The sequence below is a fragment of the Pseudoalteromonas sp. PAST1 genome, from assembly GCF_021532515.1.
Classification (GTDB): Bacteria; Pseudomonadota; Gammaproteobacteria; order Enterobacterales; family Alteromonadaceae; genus Pseudoalteromonas; species Pseudoalteromonas simplex.
The window spans coordinates 59,383-80,087 of the sequence record NZ_JAKGBH010000006.1; the positions used below are offsets into that span (position 1 = coordinate 59,383).

A 20,705-nucleotide genomic window follows, 5' to 3' on the forward strand; every position below is an offset into this window, starting at 1 on the left:
CTGGCTTTGGGGGATATTTATAAATGAATTTTGAAATTAGCTATTTTTAACCATTTCAAGGGCATCATCTTCGGCAACGTCGCTGCCATATTTGCTAATGTAATTAACAAACTCAGTGCGGCTTATACGCTTATCTTTGTTGCTATCCATATAGCCAAAGTGATTTGCGATATCGTCGTCATCAGCTTCTTCAATTGAAACATAACCATTTTTGTCGTTATCTAACGATTTAAAGTCATTTTCGATTGGGTCAAATTTAGCGATTTCAGCTTTAAATGCTGATTCAGATACCTCACTATCAGCTGCCACCTTGCCTGTATTTAATTGCATGTATGCATTAAATTCAGTACGGCTGATTTGCTCGTCCATATTGGTATCGATGTTTGAAAAATGCTCCCAAATTGCATCATCGTCAGCTTCTACCTTAGAGATATAGCCGTCATTGTCATTATCTAGACTGCCAAAATCGCTGTCGATTTTTGCTAAAGAGTTACTTGCAGAACATGCTGAAAGACTTAGTGCTGCTAAAATTGTAGATGCTAAAGTTAACTTTTTCATAAGACATTTCCTTGTAGTAGATTAGATTCAATTAGACTATTTCAAGTTGAATGCCAAAATGCCTTATTGACTAAAATCAAACACTTACAATCTAGTTAAGTTACTGTTAAGCCTATGATTTAGCAAGCTTTTCATAGGTTGCTGTAATTTTTTCATAAAAAAAGCGCTCCGAAGAGCGCTTTTTACAAATAACAAAAATACCGCTATTAGATAGCTGCGTTTTGGTAACGCTTAACGAAGTCTGTTACTGCTTCGCCATTACATTTTAACGTGTTTAAGTTGCCAATTTTTTCACGCACAGGTGTTAAACCTTTTTTAAGTGCAGTGATGCAAAGTTGAGTTTCTTTTTGCTCATTTTTAGCAAACACTTCAATCGCTGCTTTTGCTACTTCTTGTGATTGTGCTTTTTTTGCAATTTCACGAATGTCAGTACCGTTACATAAAATGCTTTTTGAAAAACGTGACATTGAAATGCCATGCTTTGCTGCTTCTTTACGTGCAGCGGTAAACCCTTCGTTTGCACTTAAGCTACATAACTTCGATTCAATACTGTTATCAGCTGAAAAGTAGTGCGGGTTGCTTGCTAATGAGCCAAATGAGATACATGCAAGAGAAAGCATCACTAATTGTTTTTTCATGGTTTACCTTTAAATAGTACATAATATGAACGGGTGGTTTGCGCGCATTATATAAACAAAAATAAGCAGATCAACTGAATTATTTATTTAATTTAATAATTAATAGTGAGTTAACAATGTTTTTAAATTAAGCAGCAATTGATCAACATTTACCCAATTTGATTTTCGTAATTAGCTCATGAATAAGCCCTAGTTTGATGATAGAATTGCGCTAAACACTGAAACAAAAATAATAGGTGCACCATGAAGGTAATCTCATTTAACATTAACGGCCTGCGCGCTCGTTTACACCAATTGCAAGCCGTAATTGATAAACATCAACCAGATATTATTGGCTTACAAGAAATCAAAGTACATGATGAGGCCTTCCCTCTCGAAGATGTGCAAAAAATGGGTTATCACGTTTATTTTCACGGTCAAAAAGCGCATTACGGCGTGGCTATGTTATGTAAACAAGAGCCGAAATCAGTAGTTAAAGGCTTTGCAACCGATACCGACGAATCACAGCGTCGTATGATCAGTGTTACCGTGACACAAGAAAATGGTCGTGACCTAACGGTGATGAATGGCTACTTCCCGCAAGGGGATAATATTGCCCACGAAACCAAATTCCCTTATAAGCGTCAATTCTATAAAGATTTAATGACTCACTTAGAAGATAACCACACGCCAGAGCAAGATGTTATTGTGATGGGCGACATTAATATTTCACCGACCGATCTCGACATTGGTATTGGTGAACCAAACCGTAAGCGCTGGTTAAAAACAGGTAAGTGTTCTTTCCAACCTGAAGAGCGTGAATGGTTAAGCACGTTATTAAACTGGGGCTTTAAAGATACCTTCCGTGAACTTTACCCAGAAAAAACTGAGCAATACTCGTGGTTTGATTACCGCTCAAAAGGTTTTGATGACAACCGTGGTCTACGTATTGATGTGATCTTAGCAACTCCAGCTCTTGCTGAGCGTTGTGTTGAGTCTGGTATCGATTACGAATTGCGTGGTATCGAAAAACCATCTGATCATGCGCCAATTTGGTCAACATTTAACGCATGATAGACACATTGCAATGGCAGCTCCCTTTGTGGAGCTGTGTGGCTCTAATACTTTGGCTCAGCTTTGATAAGCAAAGCGCATCACAATTATTTGCAACGCCAATAAGACAAGTGGGTGTGCTCGCATGTGCTTTAGTACTTGCGGTACTGTGGCGCATTAAAGCGGGGATATTGCCAGGCCTCGAATTGCATATTTTAGGGGTTACTGCAGTGACCCTAATTTTAGGTTGGCGGCTGGCTATTTTTGCAAGCCTTCTTGCAAGTTTACTCTTGGTATTAGTCGCTCAGTTGCCAGTATCAATACTGCCAGTGCATTTATTGTTTACTGCTTTTTTACCAATTACATTGAGCTATTTGTGTTTTGTGCTTTGCTATAGCTACCTGCCGAGACACTTTTTTATTTATATCTTTTTATGCGCGTTTTTAACCGCTGCTGTTACCGCCTGTATTAAAATACTTACCAGCGGTGTGTTTTATTACTTGCTTGGTGATTACAGTTTTATTGAGATTTCAGAAAACTATCTGATCCTGTGTGCCATAATTTGGTTTCCTGAAGCAATGCTCAATGGCATGGCCATTACCTTGATGATCACCTATCGCCCTCATTGGGTTAAAACCTTTTATGATAAGGACTATTTAGACTCATGAGTCTTCACTATCACTGCCCGCTTTGCAAACTTGAACTTACTCTAAACGACAAAACTTACCGTTGTGACAACAACCACAGTTTTGATATCGCCAAAGAGGGTTATGTCAATTTACTTCCCGTGCAAAATAAAAAGTCTAAACAACCAGGCGATAATCTTGAAATGGTGCAAGCTCGCCGCGCTTTTTTAAGTGCCGGACACTATTTGTTTTTACAGCAGGCTTTAGCTGAGTTAGTGGCATCTCTCGAACCAAGTTCAGTGATTGATTTAGGCTGTGGTGAAGGTTTTTATACTCAAGCTATAGCAGCGCAGTCGAGTGCCGATGTATATGGTGTCGATATTTCTAAGCCCGCGGTAAAATACGCCGCTAAGCGCTACGAAAATGCGCATTTTAGTGTCGCGTCGATTAGCCAAGCCCCTTTTGCAGATGCGCAGGCTGATGTGCTTGTTAGTGTGTTTGCCCCTTTATTTGCACAAGAGCTTGCCCGCCTTGCCAAGCCGCAAGCTAGTTTAATTGTTGCAAGTCCTGGCCCTTGGCACCTTAAAGAGTTAAAAGCGTTTATTTATGCTGATGTAAAACCGCATACAGAGATAGAACCACCAGCAGGCTTCAGCAAAGAGTCGATAAATTTATTAGAACAGCAGGTGCTGTTGTCGGTCGGTGAGATTAAACATTTAATTATGATGACGCCGTTTGCGTGGAAGTTTCGCCCGGAGCATTGGCAGCAGATTGAGCATCAAGGCCCACAAAAAGTAACGTTATCGTTTTATGTGAGCCAGTTTGTTCGCGATTAGAAGTGTTCTTTAGTGAAGGCTTTATCCATTTTTTCGAACATATCTTTTAATAATTGAGCTAAATCGGTGTAGCGTGGTTTTTCAGTCGTTAACTGTGACTGATAACCATGCGCCTTCATTTTACTGTGCAGCTCGGTATACCAACTTAGCATTGCTGGCTCTAAACGGGTTTCTGCACGGCGGCCTAGCCACAACAAACCTTGAAGCGGTAGTGATAAAAAGAAAAGCGCGATAGTGATAGCTTGTGGAAAATAATCACTACCTAAGTAATTCACTTGCATAAATACGGTCAGCATTGCCAAAATTGGCATCACTGTAATTGCCAGATCAGTGGCCTTGATCACTCTAAATTCGGCAAACAATGGAGCGAGCTCTTGTCGCATCGGCCATTTTTTAGCGTATTGACGACCTGTTTGCACTTGTGACATGACACCTTTTTGCATCATCACTCCTAGGGTTTTCAACTTGTTTCACAACCGAGTGTAACACACTCCCGGATACAATCCCTGCAAAACCTGTCCTAGTTTTAATACCAAATTAATGGTTAGGAGACTAACGTTTAAAGTCTAAATGAGATAAAATGTTATCGGCTTAAGTCAACCAGACTTTAGTATAATTACAGCCTAGCTTTGTTAAGTGTAGCAACAAAATACTTATTTACTATACTGGCAAAGAATTCTAATTATCAAGCCTTAATATACACTGACTGATATCGTACTTTTAGGACCTAGCTATGTCGACGCCCCTTTGCTCACCACAACATGTTTTAGTACTGAACTGTGGTAGTTCAAGTTTAAAATTTGCCATTTTAGATGCCGCCACTTCTGACGAAGTTATTTCTGGTTTAGCTGAGCGCCTTGGCTCAGACACGCCTTCAATCAAATATAAATATAATGGTGAAAAACAACTTATTGAGCTTGCAAAGGGCCAAGCCCACGATGCAGCCATTGCTGAGCTTGTGAAGCTTGTTAATGAGCTAGGCCTTGCAGATAATTTAATTGCTGTGGGTCATCGTGTTGTGCACGGTGGTGAGCATTTCACTGAATCTGTGCTTATTGACGATGATGTACTTGCAGCTATCGAAAAAACAGCCGCACTTGCTCCACTTCATAACCCAGCCAACTTATTGGGCATTCGTACTGCACAGCAAGCGTTCTCAGCGCTGCCACAAATTGCTGTATTTGATACAGCATTTCACCAAAGCATGCCAAATATTGCTTACTTATACGCCCTACCTTACTCGCTTTATAAAGAGCATGGTGTAAGACGTTATGGCTTCCATGGTACAAGCCATTATTATGTTGCAGGTGAAGCTGCAAAATTATTAGGCAAAGAGCGCGAGCAAACCAATGTGATCAGTGCACATTTAGGTAATGGTTGTTCGGTATGTGCGATTAAAGATGGTAAGAGTGTTGATACCAGTATGGGCCTTACACCGCTTGAAGGCTTAGTGATGGGTACCCGCAGTGGTAGTATCGACCCTGGTTTATTCACGTTTTTAACTCAGCAACTAAATTATTCAGTACAAGAAATTGATGACTTACTTAATAAGCAAAGTGGCCTGTTAGGTATTAGTGAACTATCAAATGATTGTCGCACTATTGAAGAAGCCGCCGTTGAGGGCCACCCGCAGGCGAACCTTGCACTCGATATTTTCTGCTACCGCTTAGCAAAGCAAATCGCCGCATTCTTAGTGCCTGTGCAGCGCCTTGATGCGCTTATTTTCACCGGTGGTATTGGTGAAAACTCAGATATCATTCGCGACAAAGTGATCACCCAATTAGGCTTTTTAGGCCTTGAGTGTGACGAAGCTGCAAACTTAGCGGCACGTTTTGGTAAAGAAGGCTTAATTTCAAAAGGCCAAACGCATGCTAAAGCGTTTGTGATCCCGACCAACGAAGAATGGGTTATTGCTAACGATGCAGCCCGCATTGCAAAGGAGGGTTAAGTAAATGGCACGTAGAATTATGTTGATCCCTATTTCGACTGGGGTTGGTTTAACATCTGTTTCTGTTGGTTTAGTGCGTGCGCTTGAGCAAAAAGCGCTCAAAGTGAACTTTTTCAAGCCAATTGCACAGCCACGTTCTGGCGATACAGGTCCTGAAAAGTCGACGCAAATTGTTACCCATGGCTCGCCAATTAATCCACCGACACCATTTGAGCTTAGCTATGCAGAGCAAATGATTGGTGATGGTAAAGGCGACGATTTACTAGAAGAAATCGTAGAGCGCTTTGAAAGCACTATTAAAGAAGACGAAATTGCTATTATCGAAGGTATGGTGCCAACACGTCGTCAGCCATATGCTGGTCGTGTAAACCGTGAAATCGCGCAAACACTGGGTGCTGATATAGTTTTTGTTTTAACACCTAGTAACGATAGCAACGACCAAATTGAAGACCGTTTAGAAATCGCCTCAGGCAACTATGGCGGTGTTAACCACCCTCGCGTGTTAGGCTGTATTTTCAACAAAGTTAATGCACCTTTAGATGACGAAGGTCGTGCCCGTGCTGACCTTGTTGAAGCCCATGAGCCTGAACAACTTGAAAACGAATTAAACCGTTTAGCATCGCTGCCTATTTTCAGAAAGCACCCATTTAAATTATTAGGTTCAATCCCGTGGGATTTCGACCTAGTAGCGCCGCGTGTGCGTGATTTATGTGAATACCTAAAGGCTGAAGTTATTAATGAAGGCGACATGGCTCACCGTCGTTTACGTCGAGTTACTTTCTGTGCTCGTACTGTATCGAATATTTTAAGCCACTTTACCCCAGGTGCATTACTGGTCACTCCGGGCGATCGCTCTGATGTACTCGTTGCCGCTTGTTTATCGGCTATGAATGGTACCAAGCTTGGGGCTATTTTATTAACCGGTGGTTTTAAACCTGAAGATCGCATAATGAAATTATGCGAACAAGCGATGGATACTGGCCTGCCAATTCTTGCTACAGAAGAAGATACATGGCGCACATCTTTATTACTGCACAACTTCAATATGGAAGTACCGTGTGATGATGACCAACGTATCGATAAAGTAAAAGATCACAACGCCAGCCATATTGACTCTGACTGGTTAGACAGCTTGGCACAAAGTGTTGGTCGTACTCGTAAAATGTCTCCACCAGCGTTTCGCTTCTTACTGACAGATAAAGCTCGTCAAGCGAATAAAACGGTTGTTTTACCAGAAGGTAATGAGCCGCGCACAATTAAAGCTGCGGCAATTTGTGGTCAACGTGGCATTGCAAAAACAATTTTACTTGGTGACAAAGAAGAGATTTTACGTATCGCTGAGCAACAAGGTGTTGAGCTTAACGATAACGTAACTATTGTTGAGCCAAGTGATGTGATCAACGATTATGTTGCGCCTATGGTTGAAATTCGTAAAAACAAAGGCTTAACAGAAGTAGTTGCTCAAGAGCAATTACTGGATAACGTGGTGCTCGGCACCATGATGCTTGAACAAGGTAAAGTAGATGGTCTAGTGTCGGGTGCGGTTAACACTACAGCGAATACGATTCGCCCGCCGTTACAGTTAATTAAAACTGCACCAGGTTCATCGTTGGTATCGTCAGTATTCTTTATGTTGTTACCTGATCAAGTTCTGGTTTACGGTGACTGTGCAATCAACCCAGACCCAACGGCAGAGCAACTGGCCGATATCGCGATCCAGTCAGCTGATTCAGCGGCTGCGTTTGGTATTGAACCGCGTGTTGCAATGATAAGCTACAGTACGGGGACTTCGGGTTCAGGTGCTGACGTAGAAAAAGTGCGTGAAGCCACTAAACTTGCCCAGCAAAAGCGCCCTGATTTAGTGATTGATGGCCCGCTTCAGTATGATGCTGCAATTATGGAAAACGTCGCAATTAAGAAAGCACCAGACAGCCCGGTTGCAGGTAAAGCAACGGTGTTTGTATTCCCTGATTTAAATACCGGTAATACAACTTATAAAGCCGTACAACGTAGTGCTGATTTAATTAGTATTGGCCCTATGCTGCAAGGTATGCGTAAGCCGGTAAATGACTTGAGCCGTGGTGCATTAGTAGACGATATCGTTTACACCATTGCCCTTACAGCGATTCAAGCTAAGCAAGTTGAAAGCTTAGAAAATTAACCCTTCAAAATTTAGGCTAATTTATAAAATCCTTATAAATTAGCCTATTACCTTCTTTATACTGACCTATTCCCATATTTATCCACAGAATCTGTGGACAACCTCAACAGCGATATTGGGCAAAACCTCAGCAATCAAAATTATTGCGCTTTATCTTAACTTTGTTTACCTATACTATAAATTCAAAGGCTTCAAAGATAGGATCGCAGATGTCAAAACAAACGTTACAACTTCATAGTGAAGAACTTACCATTCATAGTTTAGATGTCGATGCAACGATTGACCCTGCCTTACTCCAACAAGCTATTTTCTTTATTGCAAAAACGGCTGATGAGCTGTCTATTGTCTGCCCAAGTAGTTTCCAGCTCGACAGTCTGGACCAAGAAACCGACTGGCAAGCACTGGAAGTCATTGGCCCACTTGGTTTTTCATTAACAGGTATTATGGCGAACATTTCTGGGGTGCTAGCAAAAGCGTCAATTTCGATTTTTGCTTTATCAACTTACGATACCGATTATGTATTGGTGAAAAAGCAAAGTATGGCCAAAGCCATTACAGCTCTGAAAAAAGACGGTTACCATGTGCTAGGTGATGTTAAATAAGCCATGACTAACGAAGTTCAATACTTACCCGAACGCAGCCTCAGAAAAGCACGCTGCATGGCCATTAAAAGCCCATTTACTGGGCGTGTAAAAAGCATTAGCGAACACCCTGAGCCATTTTTTCGTTTTGCCACCCTTGGCCCAGGGATTAGTGTTGAACTAACTAGCCACAACATCATCGCGCCATTCGATGGCACCCTATTACAAGTTAAAAATGCCGGTAAAGAATACATTTTACAGGCAAAAAACGGTTTAAAAGTTTTATTAAACTTATCGTTTTCATCGGTTGAAGAACATATCAACCACACCAATATTGCTAAATTAAACGGCAGTAAAATTAGCCAAGGTGAACGATTAGCCTATTTTGATTTACGCGAGCTGAGCAGCCCTATGCTTGGCACACTGTGCGTTCTCAATAGCCAACACCTTGGACCCCTATATTATTCACTATCTCAGGTCACTGCTGGGGTAGACACATTACTCACTGTAACGAAAAAGTAGAATTTATGACTATCATGTACGGTATCAGCAATTGCGATACAATCAAAAAAGCCAAGAAATATTTAACTGATAACAATCAAGAGTTTACTTTCCATGATTACCGTAAAGACGGCATTAGTGCTGAGCTAGTTAATGAGTTTGCAGCGCACATTGATTGGCAAGATTTAGTTAATAAACGCGGCACAACTTACCGTCAATTATCTGATGAGCAAAAGCAAAACCTAGATAAAGAAACTGCATTAGCATTACTGGTTGAGCAACCTGCGATGATCAAGCGCCCGGTACTTGTGCATAACGGCCAATACCACTTAGGTTTTAAAGCCGCTCAATACGATGAGATTTTTGCCTAATGACTCACCCTGTTATTGAACTTGCTCAAGCGCTTATTCAGCGTGAATCAGTAACGCCTGAAGATGCTGGTTGCCAAGCGTTAATGAACGAACGCCTTGAAAAACTTGGCTTTAATATTGAATCACTGTTTTTCACTGATACGCTAAATACTTGGGCTCGTAAGGGCGATGCGTCACCGCATTTTTGTTTTGCTGGTCACACAGATGTTGTACCAACAGGTCCTGAAAAAAATTGGCAGCACCCTCCTTTTTCTGCACAGGTAAAAGACGGTATGTTACATGGCCGCGGTGCAGCCGATATGAAAGGCTCTTTAGCTGCCATGGTGGTTGCCACCGAGCGTTTTGTCGCTAAACACCCTGATCATAAAGGGTCAATTTCGTTTTTAATTACGTCTGATGAAGAAGGCCCGTTTATCAACGGCACAACCCGTGTTATCGATACCCTTGAAGCACGAGGTGAGAAGATTGATTTATGCCTAGTTGGCGAACCATCTTCACGAGATGTACTTGGCGATGTGGTAAAAAATGGTCGTCGTGGTTCATTAACTGGCTTTTTAACTGTGAAAGGTGTGCAAGGCCATGTTGCTTACCCGCATTTAGCGCAAAACCCAATTCATTTAGCTGCTCCTGCGTTAACTGAGCTAAGTCAAACCGAGTGGGATCAAGGTAACGAATTTTTCCCTGCAACGAGTTTTCAGGTTTCGAATATTAACGGTGGCACCGGTGCTGGTAATGTGATCCCAGGTGAACTTGAAATTCAATTTAACTTTCGTTTTAGCACCGAAGTCACCCACCAACAGCTACAGCAACGAGTGGTTGATATTGTTGAGAAACACAACCTCAATTACGAGCTAAATTGGATTGTTAATGGACTACCGTTTTTAACCGACCATGGTCCGTTAGTTGATGCCACCGTTCACGCTATTAAGCAAGTAACTGGACGCGACACCGCACTTGAAACCACCGGCGGTACTTCTGATGGTCGCTTTATTGCACAAACGGGTGCCAAAGTCATTGAGCTTGGTCCGCGTAATGAAACTATTCATAAAGTAGATGAATGTGTTAGCACCGATGATTTAATTCAACTAGCTGATATTTACGAAGTCATTTTAGAGCAACTGCTTACATGAACCAAACCGAGCTTAAACAATGCGCCACGGGGTTAAGTAGCTCACATTTAGTTGAGCTACAAAATCATCGCTTGCATCGTGATATTGTTAATGATTTTTTAGCTCTGCAGCAAGGGGCAAAACAAGCAGGTATTGATCTGACAATTGCCTCAAGCTTTCGCGATTTTTATCGTCAAAGTGCAATTTGGAATGCTAAATTTCAGGGCCTTCGACCGGTTTACACCTTTGAGCAAAAAGCAGTAGATTTAAAAAGCCTAAGTGATACTGAAAAGTGCCACGCTATTATGCTTTACTCGGCACTCCCTGGGGCAAGTAGGCACCACTTTGGTACCGACCTCGACATTTACGATACCCGCCCTATTGACGATGATTATCAGCTGCAATTAACCCCTGATGAGTATTCGCCCACAGGGCCCTTTGCCAAGCTTGCTACATGGCTTGACGATAACCTAGAAAAGTATGGTTTTTATCGCCCTTACCAAGAATACAAAGGTGGGGTTGCCCCTGAGCCTTGGCATATTAGTCATATTGGTGCAGCTGCTAAGATGATGCAGTATTTGTCAGTTGCAACATTACAGCAATGTATTGAACAAAGTGAGCTTAGCGGCAAACAAGCGATACTAGCCGAACTAAACACCCTGTATGAACGCTACGTATTAAATGTTAATAAGCCCTAATCTAGACACTGCGCTTTTTAGCCATTAAAAACACCAGTACAGCGCCAAGAATTAAGGCGCTGGCTACAACTAAACGCGCAGTTAATTGCTCATCTAATACCACCACCCCTGCTAATGTGGCAAGCACGGGCACGGTTAGCTGTACCACACCTGCTTGGCTACTTTTAAGCCTAGGTAGTGCAATGTACCAAATGCTATAACCAAGCCCAGATGCAAGCGCTCCTGAAGCTATCGCCAAATAAACGCCAGTTGCTGTGATACCCTGCCAATCAACCACGGCTAGAAAGACTAAAATTGGCACAAGTATTAAACTTCTTAGAAAGTTAAAGCTGGTTGCTTGCAAAGGTGAGCTGCATGATTTTCCGCGAATACTGTAAACACCCCACGCCACACCACTTAACGCCATGAGCATTGCAGGCATGAATGAAGGTACGGTGGCTGAGGGCAGCATTAAGTAAATAAAACCCGCAAAAGCAACAAACAAAGCCCCCCACTGCACTTTACTGAGTGGCTCTTTATTTAAAACACTATGACCTATCATGGTTAACTGCACTGCCGAAAATAAGATAAGTGCGCCTGTGCCTGTGTTTAAATCAACATAGGCAACTGAAAAGCACAGCGCGTAAACAAATAAACTAAGCGCACTGATATTGTTACCTTTATCGGTTAAAGGTTGTGCTGATTGTGATTTTGTTTGCTTTAGCTTTGTTTGCCATAAAAGTAAGCCAAGCAACATAAACGCGCCACTGGCTAAGCGAATGGCAGTAAAACTTAACGGATCAATATCACCACTTTGCAATGCCATTCGGCACAGCAAAGAATTAGCTGCAAACGCACAAAGTGCAATCAAGGTATACAGTACAGTGCTTAACAAATGCGGTGTTCCTTTAACATAAAAAATAAAAAGACCAGAAAGTTGTCTATTAACTTACGATTTTTTACATAATTTATCATATAAGGTTAAGCCGCGTATGCTAATCTGAGTACATTGTTTAAAAGGAGTGTTCAGTGCATCGACGTTTATTTATTGGAGCTGCTTTACTGTTATCTGGTTGCAGTACCATAGGTATTACTGATCTATTCCAAGATTATGCTACGCAGCTAAGACCTGTGCGCCAAGCTGTTTCTCAAAATAACATTGCAAGTGCTCAGCAACTTTTGCCAAGTAATAGCCGTGTTCACAGTAACTATTTGTTAAATCAGCTTGAAACGGCCCGTCTTGAGTTTTTGGCAAAACAAAATTCTCAGGCCAATGAGACCTTTGAAGCTGTTTATCAAAATATGGAAAAAAAGCGTCAAGCAGCCAAAGTACAGCTAAGTGCAGGCCTTGAGCAAACAAACTCATTATTAACCAATGACTCTGTGATTGGTTATGAGCCGGCAGCCTATGAAATGACTATGCTGCATAGCTACAAAGCATTGAGTTATGTATTTGATAAACAACTTGAATCTGCATTAGTTGAAGTTAGACGCGCTAATAAAGTGCAAGAAGATGCACTAAAAGATAATCAAGCTGTACTTGATGAACAAGCAGAACAGGCCGCTGAAGGCTACCCTGATATGGCCGAGTTAATTGGTAATGTCAAAAATGGCTTTCAAAATGCTTTTACGTTTTATTTATCGGCCCTACTTTATGAGGCAGATAAACAATTTGATGATGCCTATATCGACTATAAGAAAGCGCTCGAAATAAACAGTGAGAATAGCTACTTACAGCAAGCAGTGTTACGCCTTGCCAAAAAACAAGGGTTTGATCAGGACTTTGAAGAATTTAGCAAACGCTTTGGCAAGCTAAAGCAGACTCAAGCAAACACGGGCCAAGTAATTGTAATTGCAGAGCAAGGTTTAATACCAGCAAGGCAAGAGTTTAATTTACGGTTACCTATTTATACTTCGCGTGGCGATGCACGCTTTTATAGTGTTGCCATGCCAGTTTATCGCGCTGCGCCCTATGCGGCCAGTGATAAAACAGTGACTCTCGATGGCGAAAATTTGCCACTGACGCCCATTGTTAGGCTCGAAGCGTTAGCGGCGAAGACATTAAAAGATCAAAGTGCTGGCAGAATAACCCGACAAGTAATGCGTCTGGTAGCAAAAGAAAAGGTACGTGCAGAGTTAGCAAGAAGTGGCGGCGATGTTGGTAACATTTTAGCCAACATTTATAACGTTGCATCTGAGCAAGCTGATACACGAAGCTGGTTGACTTTACCAAGCCAACTTAGCATTGCTCAGCACCCAATGCCCACAGGTCAGCACACTTTAACTGTGCCAGGGCATGGCGAAATAACTTTTACGGTTGGTAAGCAAGGGTTAACCTTGATTTTTCTAACCTCCATAAATAACTACTACGACACACACGTTGTACAACTCTAGGAGCAATGATGAAATACTTAGTGCCACTATTAACCATTTTACTTGTTGCGGCTTGCTCCTCACGCCCTACCACTTCTGGCATTGGGGTTGAGCAGGCATCACAACAGTATAACCAACAACTGATTGTTAATAACCCTGAACTTGGCAAGAAATTAGCCATTACAGATGTAAAAACACGCCAAACGAATGGCTTAACTGATGTGGTTGTGACACTGGCAAGCCAATATAAAAAGTCTCAATATTTACAATACCAATTTACTTGGTATGACGCTGATGGCTTTGTTATTCGCGGCAACCACTCACCTTGGCAACCCATTACTTTATTTGGATTTGCTAAAACTCAATTACCGGGCCTAGCCCCGACAGCAAATGCTGTCACCTTCTCGCTTGCAGTGCGTGAAGTGTCAACAGAAGCACAAGAATTTGAAGATTAAGGATACTACAATGAAATTACTTTCTGTTAAATCGGCTGCGGCCGTTGCAATGACAAGCGCTTTGTTACTATCTGGCTGTGCTAATAAGGCCGTTGTTAGCTATGGTGATGCGCAAGCTGTTGAAACCACAGACATCAATTTTGGTTCAACAGATCTACAAAAAGTAGCAAGCCAAATGACAGACTCGTTACTTGCTTCACCTGTGGTTGGCACCATGACAGCAAATACTCGCCCAGTCGTGTTTGTTGAGCGTATTAAAAACAAAACGAGCGAGCACATTGATACTGAATCAATAACCGATTCAATTTCAACACAGTTACTACGCAGTGGTAAGTTCCGCTTTGTTGATATGACCCGTGTTGAGGCTGTGCGTGAGCAACTTAATTTCCAAAACGTTGACCCACTTGTAAACCCAAATACCGCTATTGCTTTTGGCCAGCAAGTTGGTGCGCAATATATGTTATACGGCAACTTATCGAGCATCGTTAAATCAAATGCTGACAAGGCTGATGTCTATTACAAATTCACTATGCGTTTAATGGATTTAAAAAGCGGCTTAGTTGAGTGGGCTGATGAAACTGAAATCCGTAAAACACGTGAGAAATCAACTTTTGGCTGGTAGCCAGGAGGGTTTATGAAATACCTAGTAGCAATCTTAGCAAGCTGTTTATTACTGAGCTCGCCTAGTTATGCTGACTACCAGCGTAACAAAGCAGTACCAGTACAACAGGTGTTGTTTGGCTCAGTACAGTCAGTACGAGCCATTACCGAACAAGAACTGGTCAAAGATAAAACCAACGGCTGGGAAACCTTTGGCGGTGCACTTATTGGCGGTGTAATCGGTAATCAGTTTGGTGGCGGTAGTGGCCGTACTGTAGCAACCATTTTAGGTTCGATGATTGGTGGCTCTGTTGCTCACAACCGTCAGCAAAACAGTCGCGTTATACAATATCAGCTCGTTGAATTGATGATCAAAGTAGAAAGCGGCGAACAGTTTATGGTTGTGCAAGACAAAGATAACCAAATGCTGTTTAACCAAGGTGATAAAGTACGTTTGGTGTACCTCAATGATAACACGGTGCGTGTTGATAAAGCGTATTAAAAAAGCGAGCCTCGGCTCGCTTTCTTTAGCTTTGTCGATAATCAGCGAAGAATCGCTGCATCTTACTCATGGCTTCTGTTAAATCATCTTTGTTTGGTAAAAACACCAATCTAAAATGATCAGGATCAGGCCAGTTAAAAGCGCGACCATGCACTAATAAGATTTTCTCCGCTTTGAGTAAATCTAAAATCATGCGCTCATCATCTTTAATATTAAAGTGCGCCGTATCCACTTTCGCAAATGCGTAAAGCGCCCCTTTAGGCTTTTTACAGCTAATACCATCAATTGCATTTAAACCACGCCATGCAATATCACGCTGAACGTAAAGCCGACCACCTGGGTTTATCAGGTTATCGATTGACTGCACACCACCTAAAGCTTGTTGAATAGCATATTGTGCTGGTACATTAGCACATAAGCGCATTGATGCCAGCATATCTAGGCCACGGCTCAAATCGTCCATCATGCTAGTGCGACCGCTTAGCACCATCCAGCCCATTCGCAATCCCGCAGCGCGGTACGTTTTTGCTAGGCCATTAAAGGTGATAATTGGTACATCATCACACAGTGCGCCAATTGAGCTGTGGCTGACACCGTCGTACAAGATTTTCTCGTAAATTTCATCGCTCAATAACAATAATTTATGCTCGCGAGCAATGTTGATCAGTTCCATCAACAGATCATCGCTATATACCGCACCGGTTGGGTTATTTGGGTTAATAAGCACCAATGCTTTGGTCTTTGAGGTGATCTTCGATTTAATATCAGCAATATCAGGAAACCAATCTTGTTCTTCATCACAAAGATAATGCACAGGGTTACCCCCTGCTAATTTAACCGAAGCTGTCCATAGCGGATAATCCGGTGCAGGAATAAGCACTTCATCGTCATTATCAAGTAGTGCTTGCGTGGTCATTTGAATGAGTTCGCTGACCCCATTGCCGATATAAATATTATCGACATCAAGGTTATATAAGCCGCGTTGCTGATAGTGCTGATAGACTGCCACACGGGCTGAGTAGAGGCCTTTAGAGTCACAGTAGCCTTGGGCTGAATATAAGTTACGAATGATATCTTTGTGCATATCTTCAGGCATATCAAAGCCAAAGGCAGCTGGATTACCAATGTTTAGCTTTAATACTTTTTGCCCTTCGTCTTCCATTTTTCGAGCTTGTGCAAGCACAGGCCCACGTATGTCATAACAGACACCGTCTAGTTTGTGACTCTTTTTGATTTGTGACATGGTTACCTCTACTAATTAGCCTTAAGACTAACCTAGTAAGGGGCCACCACGCCAGAGGATTTTTGCGGTTATAACTGAAATAAATTCAAGTTTTTAGCGAGTAGCGAACCAAGCTTGTAATTTTTCTACAGAGCCAGAAACTTGCTGATCGATACTTGCACTGTTTTGCTGTGCTATATCAGCATTCCCTTCATTGAGTGCATGCTCAATTGATTGAGCGAGCTCAGATAGACTTTGGGCTCCAAATTGGGCAGCATTTGATTTTAAGCTATGAGCATGACGCGCTGCAGCTTCGTTGTCTGAACCAAGATTAGCGTGCACTTCAGAGCCTAACCTTTGAAACTCGCTACAACAAAAAGAAAGCGTGTCAGCAAATTGATCACCCAGTAGCGACTCCATTCCTTCAAGCGCACTTTCATCGATAGTGATAGTCGTCATCTTTATCCCTTAATAAAACCAAATATTTAAATCGCAATTTTAGCTGTCTGCTTTAAAAATGCAAAATTACAGCTCTAGCTCATGTATACTAAAGAGACTTCAAATGTATACAAGAGTATCTATGGCTAGAGAATTATGCTCACATTGTGGCTTTTCAATTAAAACCTGTTTATGTGATTCAATAAGCATAATCAATAATAAACTAAAAATCATTATATTACGCCACCCAAGTGAGGAAAAAGTCACTAAAAATACGGCCAATTTACTGAATTTAGGTTTAGAAAATTGCCAGATCATCGCTGGTGAGTCAGAGCAAGACTTTTTACAGCTTGCAACATTGCCAAAAGCAACAACAGCGGTTCTTTACCCTACTGAGGATGCCTTAAGTCTAGATGAGCACACTGCCACTACAGATGCTTTCAAACAGTCTTTAAATCATTTAATCGTAATTGATGGTACATGGAAAAAAGCCTACAAAATGCTGCAATTAACCCCTAGCCTCCGTGCATTTCAAACGGTGAGTTTTAAGCACATACCACAAAACAAATACGTCATCCGTAAAGCACCTCGAGCAGATAGTTTATCAACTTTAGAAGCTGTAGCTCATAGCCTTAAATTAATTGAAGGCATTGATGTAACACCACTATACAGATTATTAGCAGCACTGGTCGATAAGCAAACCCAGCATATGCCGGATGATGTTAAGGCACGCTATCTCTAATGCGTGTATCAAAACGACTAAGCGCAGGTTTTCATCGTAAGGGACCCGATTATCGCTTTGATGATCAGGTCGATTTTGACGATATTCGCGACACCTTTGGTTTTCGCACTATGGTGGTTGGTAATTGGGTTAATAAGCAAGAACGGCTATTAGCGGCGAATTTAATTTACGATGCTTTAGCCGATCTTGCGCAAATACTGACTTTACCGCCAACGGCAATTGGCCTTAGAGGGAAACTCAATTTTGCTTTTGGTCATGGCGGACAAAAAGGTGTGCAGGCTCATTATAATGCTCACAGCCAAACCCTTGCGCTGGCTAAAAATGCAGGTGGTGGCGCACTCGCCCATGAATGGTTTCATGCTTTTGACCATCATATTTGTCAGCACTTATTTAGCGGCAGAAAGAGCATGCAATTCTGTTCGGCGCTGTGGCTCGAACAGTCACCAGACTTGAGTCATCCACTTAATCAACGCTTAAATGAGTTTTATCATCAGGTATTTTTAGATAACTCTGGTAAAAATCCAAATGAATTCGTAAAACAATCTATCGCTTTTGATAAGCAAGTAAAGCAACTTTATATGAGTATGCCTGAGGAACTAGCTGCCCGCTGTTTTGAAAAGTGTATTAGCGTCCACCCTAACATCAAAAATAGCTTTTTAGTGAGTGGCTTATCGAAAAGTGGCTTAATCTACCCGGATGAGCAGCATACGATGAATTGTTTTGAAGCCTTGCTTAAATATTTTAATCAGCTAGGTTCGCTGTTGCATCAAGATTAAGGTCAAGTTTTTGCACCTTGCTTATCCAGTCTAAATAATCATCTGCGGCAAGGGGTTTTGAAAAATAATATCCCTGTCCAAACTGGCAACCATAGCTTTGTAACATAGCGAGGCTTTGCTCATCTTCAATACCCTCAGCAACAACATGTGCACCTAAAGTAGTGGCGATATCACAGGTTGCCTTACAGATACTTTGATCATTAACCGAAAACGGCAGATTTAACACAAATTGTTTATCTATTTTGACTTCATCAAAACCAAGTTGGCTTAAATAGGCAAGTGATGAGTAGCCTGTACCGAAATCATCAATAGCGAGTTTTAAACCTATTAAACGGTAATCATCAAGCATGGCTTTAATTTTTTTACTCTCTTCTAAGGTCGCTGATTCAGTGAGCTCTAACATCACTGATTCAGCCGCCACATTTTGCTCATTTAAAATGGTAATTAGCAGCACAGGTAAATTTTTATTTAATAAATCCTTTGCAGAAATATTGATGGAAATAACATGATCGGGTATCAGTTTGCAAAACTTCGCTTGCCATTCAACCCCCTTTTCAACGACCCACTCTGTTAGCTGATTGATCACCCCTGCTGACTCTGCAATTGGAATAAATATCTCAGGACTAACAATACCAAAAATTGGATGTGTCCAGCGCAGTAATGCTTCACAGCCAACTACTTTGCCCGTTTTCAAACATATCTGCGGTTGAAAGTGCAAACTTAGCTGATTTTCATCAATCGCAATTTTAAGCGCTGCCGCAATGGATAACCTTTGTTCAGAAAGCCGCGCACTTTCTGAGTCGAACATACGCCAACGTTCACCTTGTAGGCGCTTTTCAGTCATTGCTTGTATTGCACATTGCAATATTTGTTTCGCGGTATTGCCATGCATCGGGTAATAAGCAACACCAATATCAACACGGTCGACTAAGTTAATTTCTTCATGAGTAAGGCCCTCTTCAAACACACCATGGATCATGCAGGCAAATTGCTCAATATGGCTTAATTCTAGTTCGCCCAAGATCAAACACCCAAATGTACTATCGTCAATATGAGCAAGCCATGTGCTTCTGGTGGCTTGAACTTCCAACTTTAATGTATTCATGGTCTGCATCTGAATGTTTAATATACTTAGTTTTTCATTGATACAAATATTAGCTTGCTCAAACCCAAAGGTAGAACGTGCATTTGAGAGTACATGAGGTTTAAATAATAAAACTGAAAAATGTTGCTTTTGCGACACTTTTTTCATCATTTGCGCGAGTAAAAATTGTTTATTTGGTAGCTTCGTATCCGCATCGTGCAGCATCGAATAACTAAATGCTGAAATTTGCTGACGGTCTTTTAATAACAGTACGGAGCAGATCGCCAATGATGTGAGCAATAAAATGGTGTTATGAATTCCATGGTAGCCAATACCAAATCCATTCCATAAAAACAGACTTAACGCCTGAATAACAATAATTAGAAGCATAAAAATACGCAGATGAGTACGATTACCCTTACGCTTAATCAAACTATAAAATATTACAGAGGCAAAGCACAAAAAGCCCAAACAGCTGACTATAAATAACCACTGACGATTAAAATGAGGCAATAGTGATGACAATAAAGCTGCACTGAATAAACACAGCATCATTGCTTGCCAGGCCTTTTTAAACTTTGCTGTATAGGTATGGATCGCTAAAAAATGATATAAAAAATAGCTCACAAAACATAATGCAAACTCATTAACAGGCCATTTAGATTCCCAATTAAAACCACCAATTAGATAATTTATTAATCCGTTATCGATTAAAAACCCAATGGTGACCAATATAAAATAGGCATTTAGGACTAAGTATTTTGTTCGCTGGGATACAAAAAAGTAAACACCACAAACAAACATACACAAAATCAGCCCCCCTAAAATCGCACCGTAACTCAAAATAGTTTGATGTAAGTCAACTTCAAAACTTTTTGCTGTTTCGACACCTAGTTCTAATGTTAGAGATCTTTTGTGCACGAAGTTAACTAGCGCCCAGCGAGCTCCTTGGCTGTGCTCTATTAACCAATGAGGTCGCACATTCGATAAACTTTCTAGAGAAGCAAGCCGCTGATCATTGGTGGACTGATAATTTTCATCTAACAGATAAAACTTTGCCCACGTTAAGTTAGGCTCACTAAGATAAACAACATAGTTTTTATTTTCAGGCAATTGCTGTAAATCGATAATTAACCAATAGGAGGTTTGTGCTGCGAGGCGAACCGTATTGTTTTCTAAAGCATTTAAAGGCTCAGCATTTTGCAGTGATACTTCGAGGGTCTGACTAAGTTTGGCTAAAGGCTGTTCTGAATCAAGTACCCATACCGGTAAGTTATTGCTTGCAGCATTAATACTGGCACTATGAAGCGATACGCAGCCCAGTAAAACGAGCAAAATTTTTATAACCTGATGGATCAGCTTGCCAATAAAGTGCATTTTAGCTCCGTGCTTTAAACACCAGCTAAAAGTATGGGATGAATACGCTTAAATTGCCAATTTATGAGAATGCAAATAAGTAAAAAGTTGAACAAATA

The 20,705-nt window shown here is 41.3% G+C and carries 23 protein-coding genes; 16 read left to right on the forward strand and 7 right to left on the reverse strand.

Features of this window, described 5'->3' with window-relative positions; all coding sequences use genetic code 11:
• Positions 1–36: 36 nt before the first annotated feature.
• Both L1272_RS04290 and L1272_RS04295 read right to left on the reverse strand, forming a co-directional pair.
• Complete coding sequence (locus L1272_RS04290) at positions 37–558, reverse strand: EF-hand domain-containing protein (RefSeq protein WP_138600085.1); 522 nt, start codon at positions 556–558, stop codon at positions 37–39.
• A gap of 206 nt (positions 559–764) precedes the next feature.
• On the reverse strand, positions 765–1,196 hold the full coding sequence (locus L1272_RS04295) for a hypothetical protein (RefSeq protein ID WP_054552966.1): 432 nt from the start codon (positions 1,194–1,196) through the stop codon (positions 765–767).
• Positions 1,197–1,439: 243 nt separating this feature from the next.
• Here L1272_RS04295 and xthA point away from each other — a divergent pair, with 243 nt between their 5' ends.
• The 3 genes from xthA to L1272_RS04310 are packed head-to-tail and all read left to right on the forward strand — an operon-like array spanning position 1,440 to position 3,690.
• Positions 1,440–2,249, forward strand: coding sequence for an exodeoxyribonuclease III (xthA, locus tag L1272_RS04300; RefSeq protein ID WP_054552965.1), 810 nt, complete (start codon positions 1,440–1,442; stop codon positions 2,247–2,249).
• Entirely contained in the window at positions 2,246–2,896 is a 651-nt protein-coding gene (locus tag L1272_RS04305) for an energy-coupling factor ABC transporter permease (RefSeq protein WP_235372840.1), read from the forward strand. Before xthA ends, L1272_RS04305 begins: the two co-directional genes overlap by 4 nt.
• Positions 2,893–3,690: a putative RNA methyltransferase gene (locus tag L1272_RS04310; RefSeq protein ID WP_235372841.1), complete on the forward strand. Its 798-nt coding sequence runs from the start codon at positions 2,893–2,895 to the stop codon at positions 3,688–3,690. The genes L1272_RS04305 and L1272_RS04310 overlap by 4 nt, the downstream gene beginning before the upstream one ends.
• Here L1272_RS04310 and yfbV read toward each other — a convergent pair.
• Positions 3,687–4,133 carry a terminus macrodomain insulation protein YfbV gene (gene yfbV / locus L1272_RS04315; RefSeq protein WP_054552963.1) on the reverse strand — a complete coding sequence of 149 codons (447 nt, stop codon included), beginning with the start codon at positions 4,131–4,133 and terminating at the stop codon, positions 3,687–3,689. The two genes, L1272_RS04310 and yfbV, sit on opposite strands and share 4 nt — an antisense overlap.
• A 290-nt stretch (positions 4,134–4,423) precedes the next feature.
• Between yfbV and L1272_RS04320 the strand changes: the two genes are divergently transcribed.
• From L1272_RS04320 to L1272_RS04350, 7 genes are all read left to right on the forward strand, one after another.
• Entirely contained in the window at positions 4,424–5,638 is a 1,215-nt protein-coding gene (locus L1272_RS04320; protein WP_199529922.1) for an acetate kinase, read from the forward strand.
• 4 nt (positions 5,639–5,642) lie between these two features.
• Complete coding sequence (gene pta, locus L1272_RS04325; protein ID WP_138615758.1) at positions 5,643–7,799, forward strand: phosphate acetyltransferase; 2,157 nt, start codon at positions 5,643–5,645, stop codon at positions 7,797–7,799.
• A gap of 209 nt (positions 7,800–8,008) precedes the next feature.
• Positions 8,009–8,401 (forward strand): ACT domain-containing protein, encoded by a 393-nt coding sequence (locus L1272_RS04330; RefSeq protein WP_054552960.1) that lies wholly within the window; start codon positions 8,009–8,011, stop codon positions 8,399–8,401.
• A 3-nt stretch (positions 8,402–8,404) separates the two neighbouring features.
• Positions 8,405–8,902 (forward strand): PTS glucose transporter subunit IIA, encoded by a 498-nt coding sequence (locus tag L1272_RS04335; protein WP_188730213.1) that lies wholly within the window; start codon positions 8,405–8,407, stop codon positions 8,900–8,902.
• Positions 8,903–8,907: 5 nt separating this feature from the next.
• Positions 8,908–9,252: an ArsC family reductase gene (locus L1272_RS04340; protein WP_054552958.1), complete on the forward strand. Its 345-nt coding sequence runs from the start codon at positions 8,908–8,910 to the stop codon at positions 9,250–9,252.
• Complete coding sequence (gene dapE, locus L1272_RS04345) at positions 9,252–10,382, forward strand: succinyl-diaminopimelate desuccinylase (RefSeq protein ID WP_054552957.1); 1,131 nt, start codon at positions 9,252–9,254, stop codon at positions 10,380–10,382. Before L1272_RS04340 ends, dapE begins: the two co-directional genes overlap by 1 nt.
• Complete coding sequence (locus L1272_RS04350; protein WP_235372842.1) at positions 10,379–11,059, forward strand: M15 family metallopeptidase; 681 nt, start codon at positions 10,379–10,381, stop codon at positions 11,057–11,059. Before dapE ends, L1272_RS04350 begins: the two co-directional genes overlap by 4 nt.
• 1 nt (position 11,060) lies before the next feature.
• Here L1272_RS04350 and L1272_RS04355 read toward each other — a convergent pair whose 3' ends face one another.
• Complete coding sequence (locus L1272_RS04355; RefSeq protein ID WP_235372843.1) at positions 11,061–11,933, reverse strand: DMT family transporter; 873 nt, start codon at positions 11,931–11,933, stop codon at positions 11,061–11,063.
• 134 nt (positions 11,934–12,067) lie between these two features.
• Between L1272_RS04355 and L1272_RS04360 the strand changes: the two genes are divergently transcribed.
• Genes L1272_RS04360 through L1272_RS04375 form a run of 4 tightly spaced genes read left to right on the forward strand, consistent with a single transcriptional unit; the run spans position 12,068 to position 14,968 of the window.
• Positions 12,068–13,432 (forward strand): COG3014 family protein, encoded by a 1,365-nt coding sequence (locus L1272_RS04360; RefSeq protein WP_235372844.1) that lies wholly within the window; start codon positions 12,068–12,070, stop codon positions 13,430–13,432.
• 8 nt (positions 13,433–13,440) lie between these two features.
• The gene (locus tag L1272_RS04365) at positions 13,441–13,866 is read left to right on the forward strand and encodes a YcfL family protein (RefSeq protein ID WP_054552954.1); all 426 of its coding nucleotides are present in this window, start codon (positions 13,441–13,443) and stop codon (positions 13,864–13,866) included.
• Positions 13,867–13,876: 10 nt separating this feature from the next.
• Entirely contained in the window at positions 13,877–14,488 is a 612-nt protein-coding gene (gene lpoB, locus L1272_RS04370; RefSeq protein ID WP_199529918.1) for a penicillin-binding protein activator LpoB, read from the forward strand.
• Positions 14,489–14,500: 12 nt separating this feature from the next.
• A complete protein-coding gene (locus tag L1272_RS04375) occupies positions 14,501–14,968 on the forward strand; it encodes a glycine zipper 2TM domain-containing protein (protein ID WP_199529917.1) in 468 nt (155 codons plus the stop codon).
• 25 nt (positions 14,969–14,993) lie between these two features.
• On the opposite strand, the gene L1272_RS04380 is transcribed toward L1272_RS04375, so the two are convergent.
• Both L1272_RS04380 and L1272_RS04385 read right to left on the reverse strand, forming a co-directional pair.
• Complete coding sequence (locus L1272_RS04380) at positions 14,994–16,211, reverse strand: pyridoxal phosphate-dependent aminotransferase (RefSeq protein WP_138600096.1); 1,218 nt, start codon at positions 16,209–16,211, stop codon at positions 14,994–14,996.
• A 93-nt stretch (positions 16,212–16,304) separates the two neighbouring features.
• Positions 16,305–16,649, reverse strand: coding sequence for an Hpt domain-containing protein (locus L1272_RS04385; protein ID WP_054552950.1), 345 nt, complete (start codon positions 16,647–16,649; stop codon positions 16,305–16,307).
• A gap of 121 nt (positions 16,650–16,770) precedes the next feature.
• Here L1272_RS04385 and L1272_RS04390 point away from each other — a divergent pair, with 121 nt between their 5' ends.
• Complete coding sequence (locus L1272_RS04390; RefSeq protein ID WP_138600097.1) at positions 16,771–17,370, forward strand: tRNA-uridine aminocarboxypropyltransferase; 600 nt, start codon at positions 16,771–16,773, stop codon at positions 17,368–17,370.
• Positions 17,370–18,146: a CLCA_X family protein gene (locus L1272_RS04395; protein ID WP_138600098.1), complete on the forward strand. Its 777-nt coding sequence runs from the start codon at positions 17,370–17,372 to the stop codon at positions 18,144–18,146. Before L1272_RS04390 ends, L1272_RS04395 begins: the two co-directional genes overlap by 1 nt.
• Here the strand turns inward: L1272_RS04395 and L1272_RS04400 are convergent.
• A complete protein-coding gene (locus L1272_RS04400) occupies positions 18,112–20,607 on the reverse strand; it encodes an EAL domain-containing protein (RefSeq protein WP_199529916.1) in 2,496 nt (831 codons plus the stop codon). The two genes, L1272_RS04395 and L1272_RS04400, sit on opposite strands and share 35 nt — an antisense overlap.
• Positions 20,608–20,705 lie beyond the last annotated feature (98 nt).

Excerpts from the sequence above, each read along its gene's own strand:
- L1272_RS04400 (WP_199529916.1), bottom strand. The coding sequence starts at position 20,607 with ATGCACTTTATTGGCAAGCTGATCCATCAGGTTATAAAAATTTTGCTC.
- L1272_RS04290 (WP_138600085.1), bottom strand. The coding sequence starts at position 558 with ATGAAAAAGTTAACTTTAGCATCTACAATTTTAGCAGCACTAAGTCTT.
- yfbV (WP_054552963.1), bottom strand. The coding sequence starts at position 4,133 with ATGCAAAAAGGTGTCATGTCACAAGTGCAAACAGGTCGTCAATACGCT.
- L1272_RS04320 (WP_199529922.1), top strand. The coding sequence starts at position 4,424 with ATGTCGACGCCCCTTTGCTCACCACAACATGTTTTAGTACTGAACTGT.
- L1272_RS04295 (WP_054552966.1), bottom strand. The coding sequence starts at position 1,196 with ATGAAAAAACAATTAGTGATGCTTTCTCTTGCATGTATCTCATTTGGC.
- L1272_RS04385 (WP_054552950.1), bottom strand. The coding sequence starts at position 16,649 with ATGACGACTATCACTATCGATGAAAGTGCGCTTGAAGGAATGGAGTCG.
- L1272_RS04395 (WP_138600098.1), top strand. The coding sequence starts at position 17,370 with ATGCGTGTATCAAAACGACTAAGCGCAGGTTTTCATCGTAAGGGACCC.
- L1272_RS04310 (WP_235372841.1), top strand. The coding sequence starts at position 2,893 with ATGAGTCTTCACTATCACTGCCCGCTTTGCAAACTTGAACTTACTCTA.
- L1272_RS04365 (WP_054552954.1), top strand. The coding sequence starts at position 13,441 with ATGAAATACTTAGTGCCACTATTAACCATTTTACTTGTTGCGGCTTGC.
- L1272_RS04390 (WP_138600097.1), top strand. The coding sequence starts at position 16,771 with ATGGCTAGAGAATTATGCTCACATTGTGGCTTTTCAATTAAAACCTGT.
- L1272_RS04350 (WP_235372842.1), top strand. The coding sequence starts at position 10,379 with ATGAACCAAACCGAGCTTAAACAATGCGCCACGGGGTTAAGTAGCTCA.
- L1272_RS04375 (WP_199529917.1), top strand. The coding sequence starts at position 14,501 with ATGAAATACCTAGTAGCAATCTTAGCAAGCTGTTTATTACTGAGCTCG.
- dapE (WP_054552957.1), top strand. The coding sequence starts at position 9,252 with ATGACTCACCCTGTTATTGAACTTGCTCAAGCGCTTATTCAGCGTGAA.
- L1272_RS04330 (WP_054552960.1), top strand. The coding sequence starts at position 8,009 with ATGTCAAAACAAACGTTACAACTTCATAGTGAAGAACTTACCATTCAT.
- L1272_RS04305 (WP_235372840.1), top strand. The coding sequence starts at position 2,246 with ATGATAGACACATTGCAATGGCAGCTCCCTTTGTGGAGCTGTGTGGCT.
- L1272_RS04380 (WP_138600096.1), bottom strand. The coding sequence starts at position 16,211 with ATGTCACAAATCAAAAAGAGTCACAAACTAGACGGTGTCTGTTATGAC.
- xthA (WP_054552965.1), top strand. The coding sequence starts at position 1,440 with ATGAAGGTAATCTCATTTAACATTAACGGCCTGCGCGCTCGTTTACAC.
- L1272_RS04340 (WP_054552958.1), top strand. The coding sequence starts at position 8,908 with ATGACTATCATGTACGGTATCAGCAATTGCGATACAATCAAAAAAGCC.
- lpoB (WP_199529918.1), top strand. The coding sequence starts at position 13,877 with ATGAAATTACTTTCTGTTAAATCGGCTGCGGCCGTTGCAATGACAAGC.
- pta (WP_138615758.1), top strand. The coding sequence starts at position 5,643 with ATGGCACGTAGAATTATGTTGATCCCTATTTCGACTGGGGTTGGTTTA.
- L1272_RS04335 (WP_188730213.1), top strand. The coding sequence starts at position 8,405 with ATGACTAACGAAGTTCAATACTTACCCGAACGCAGCCTCAGAAAAGCA.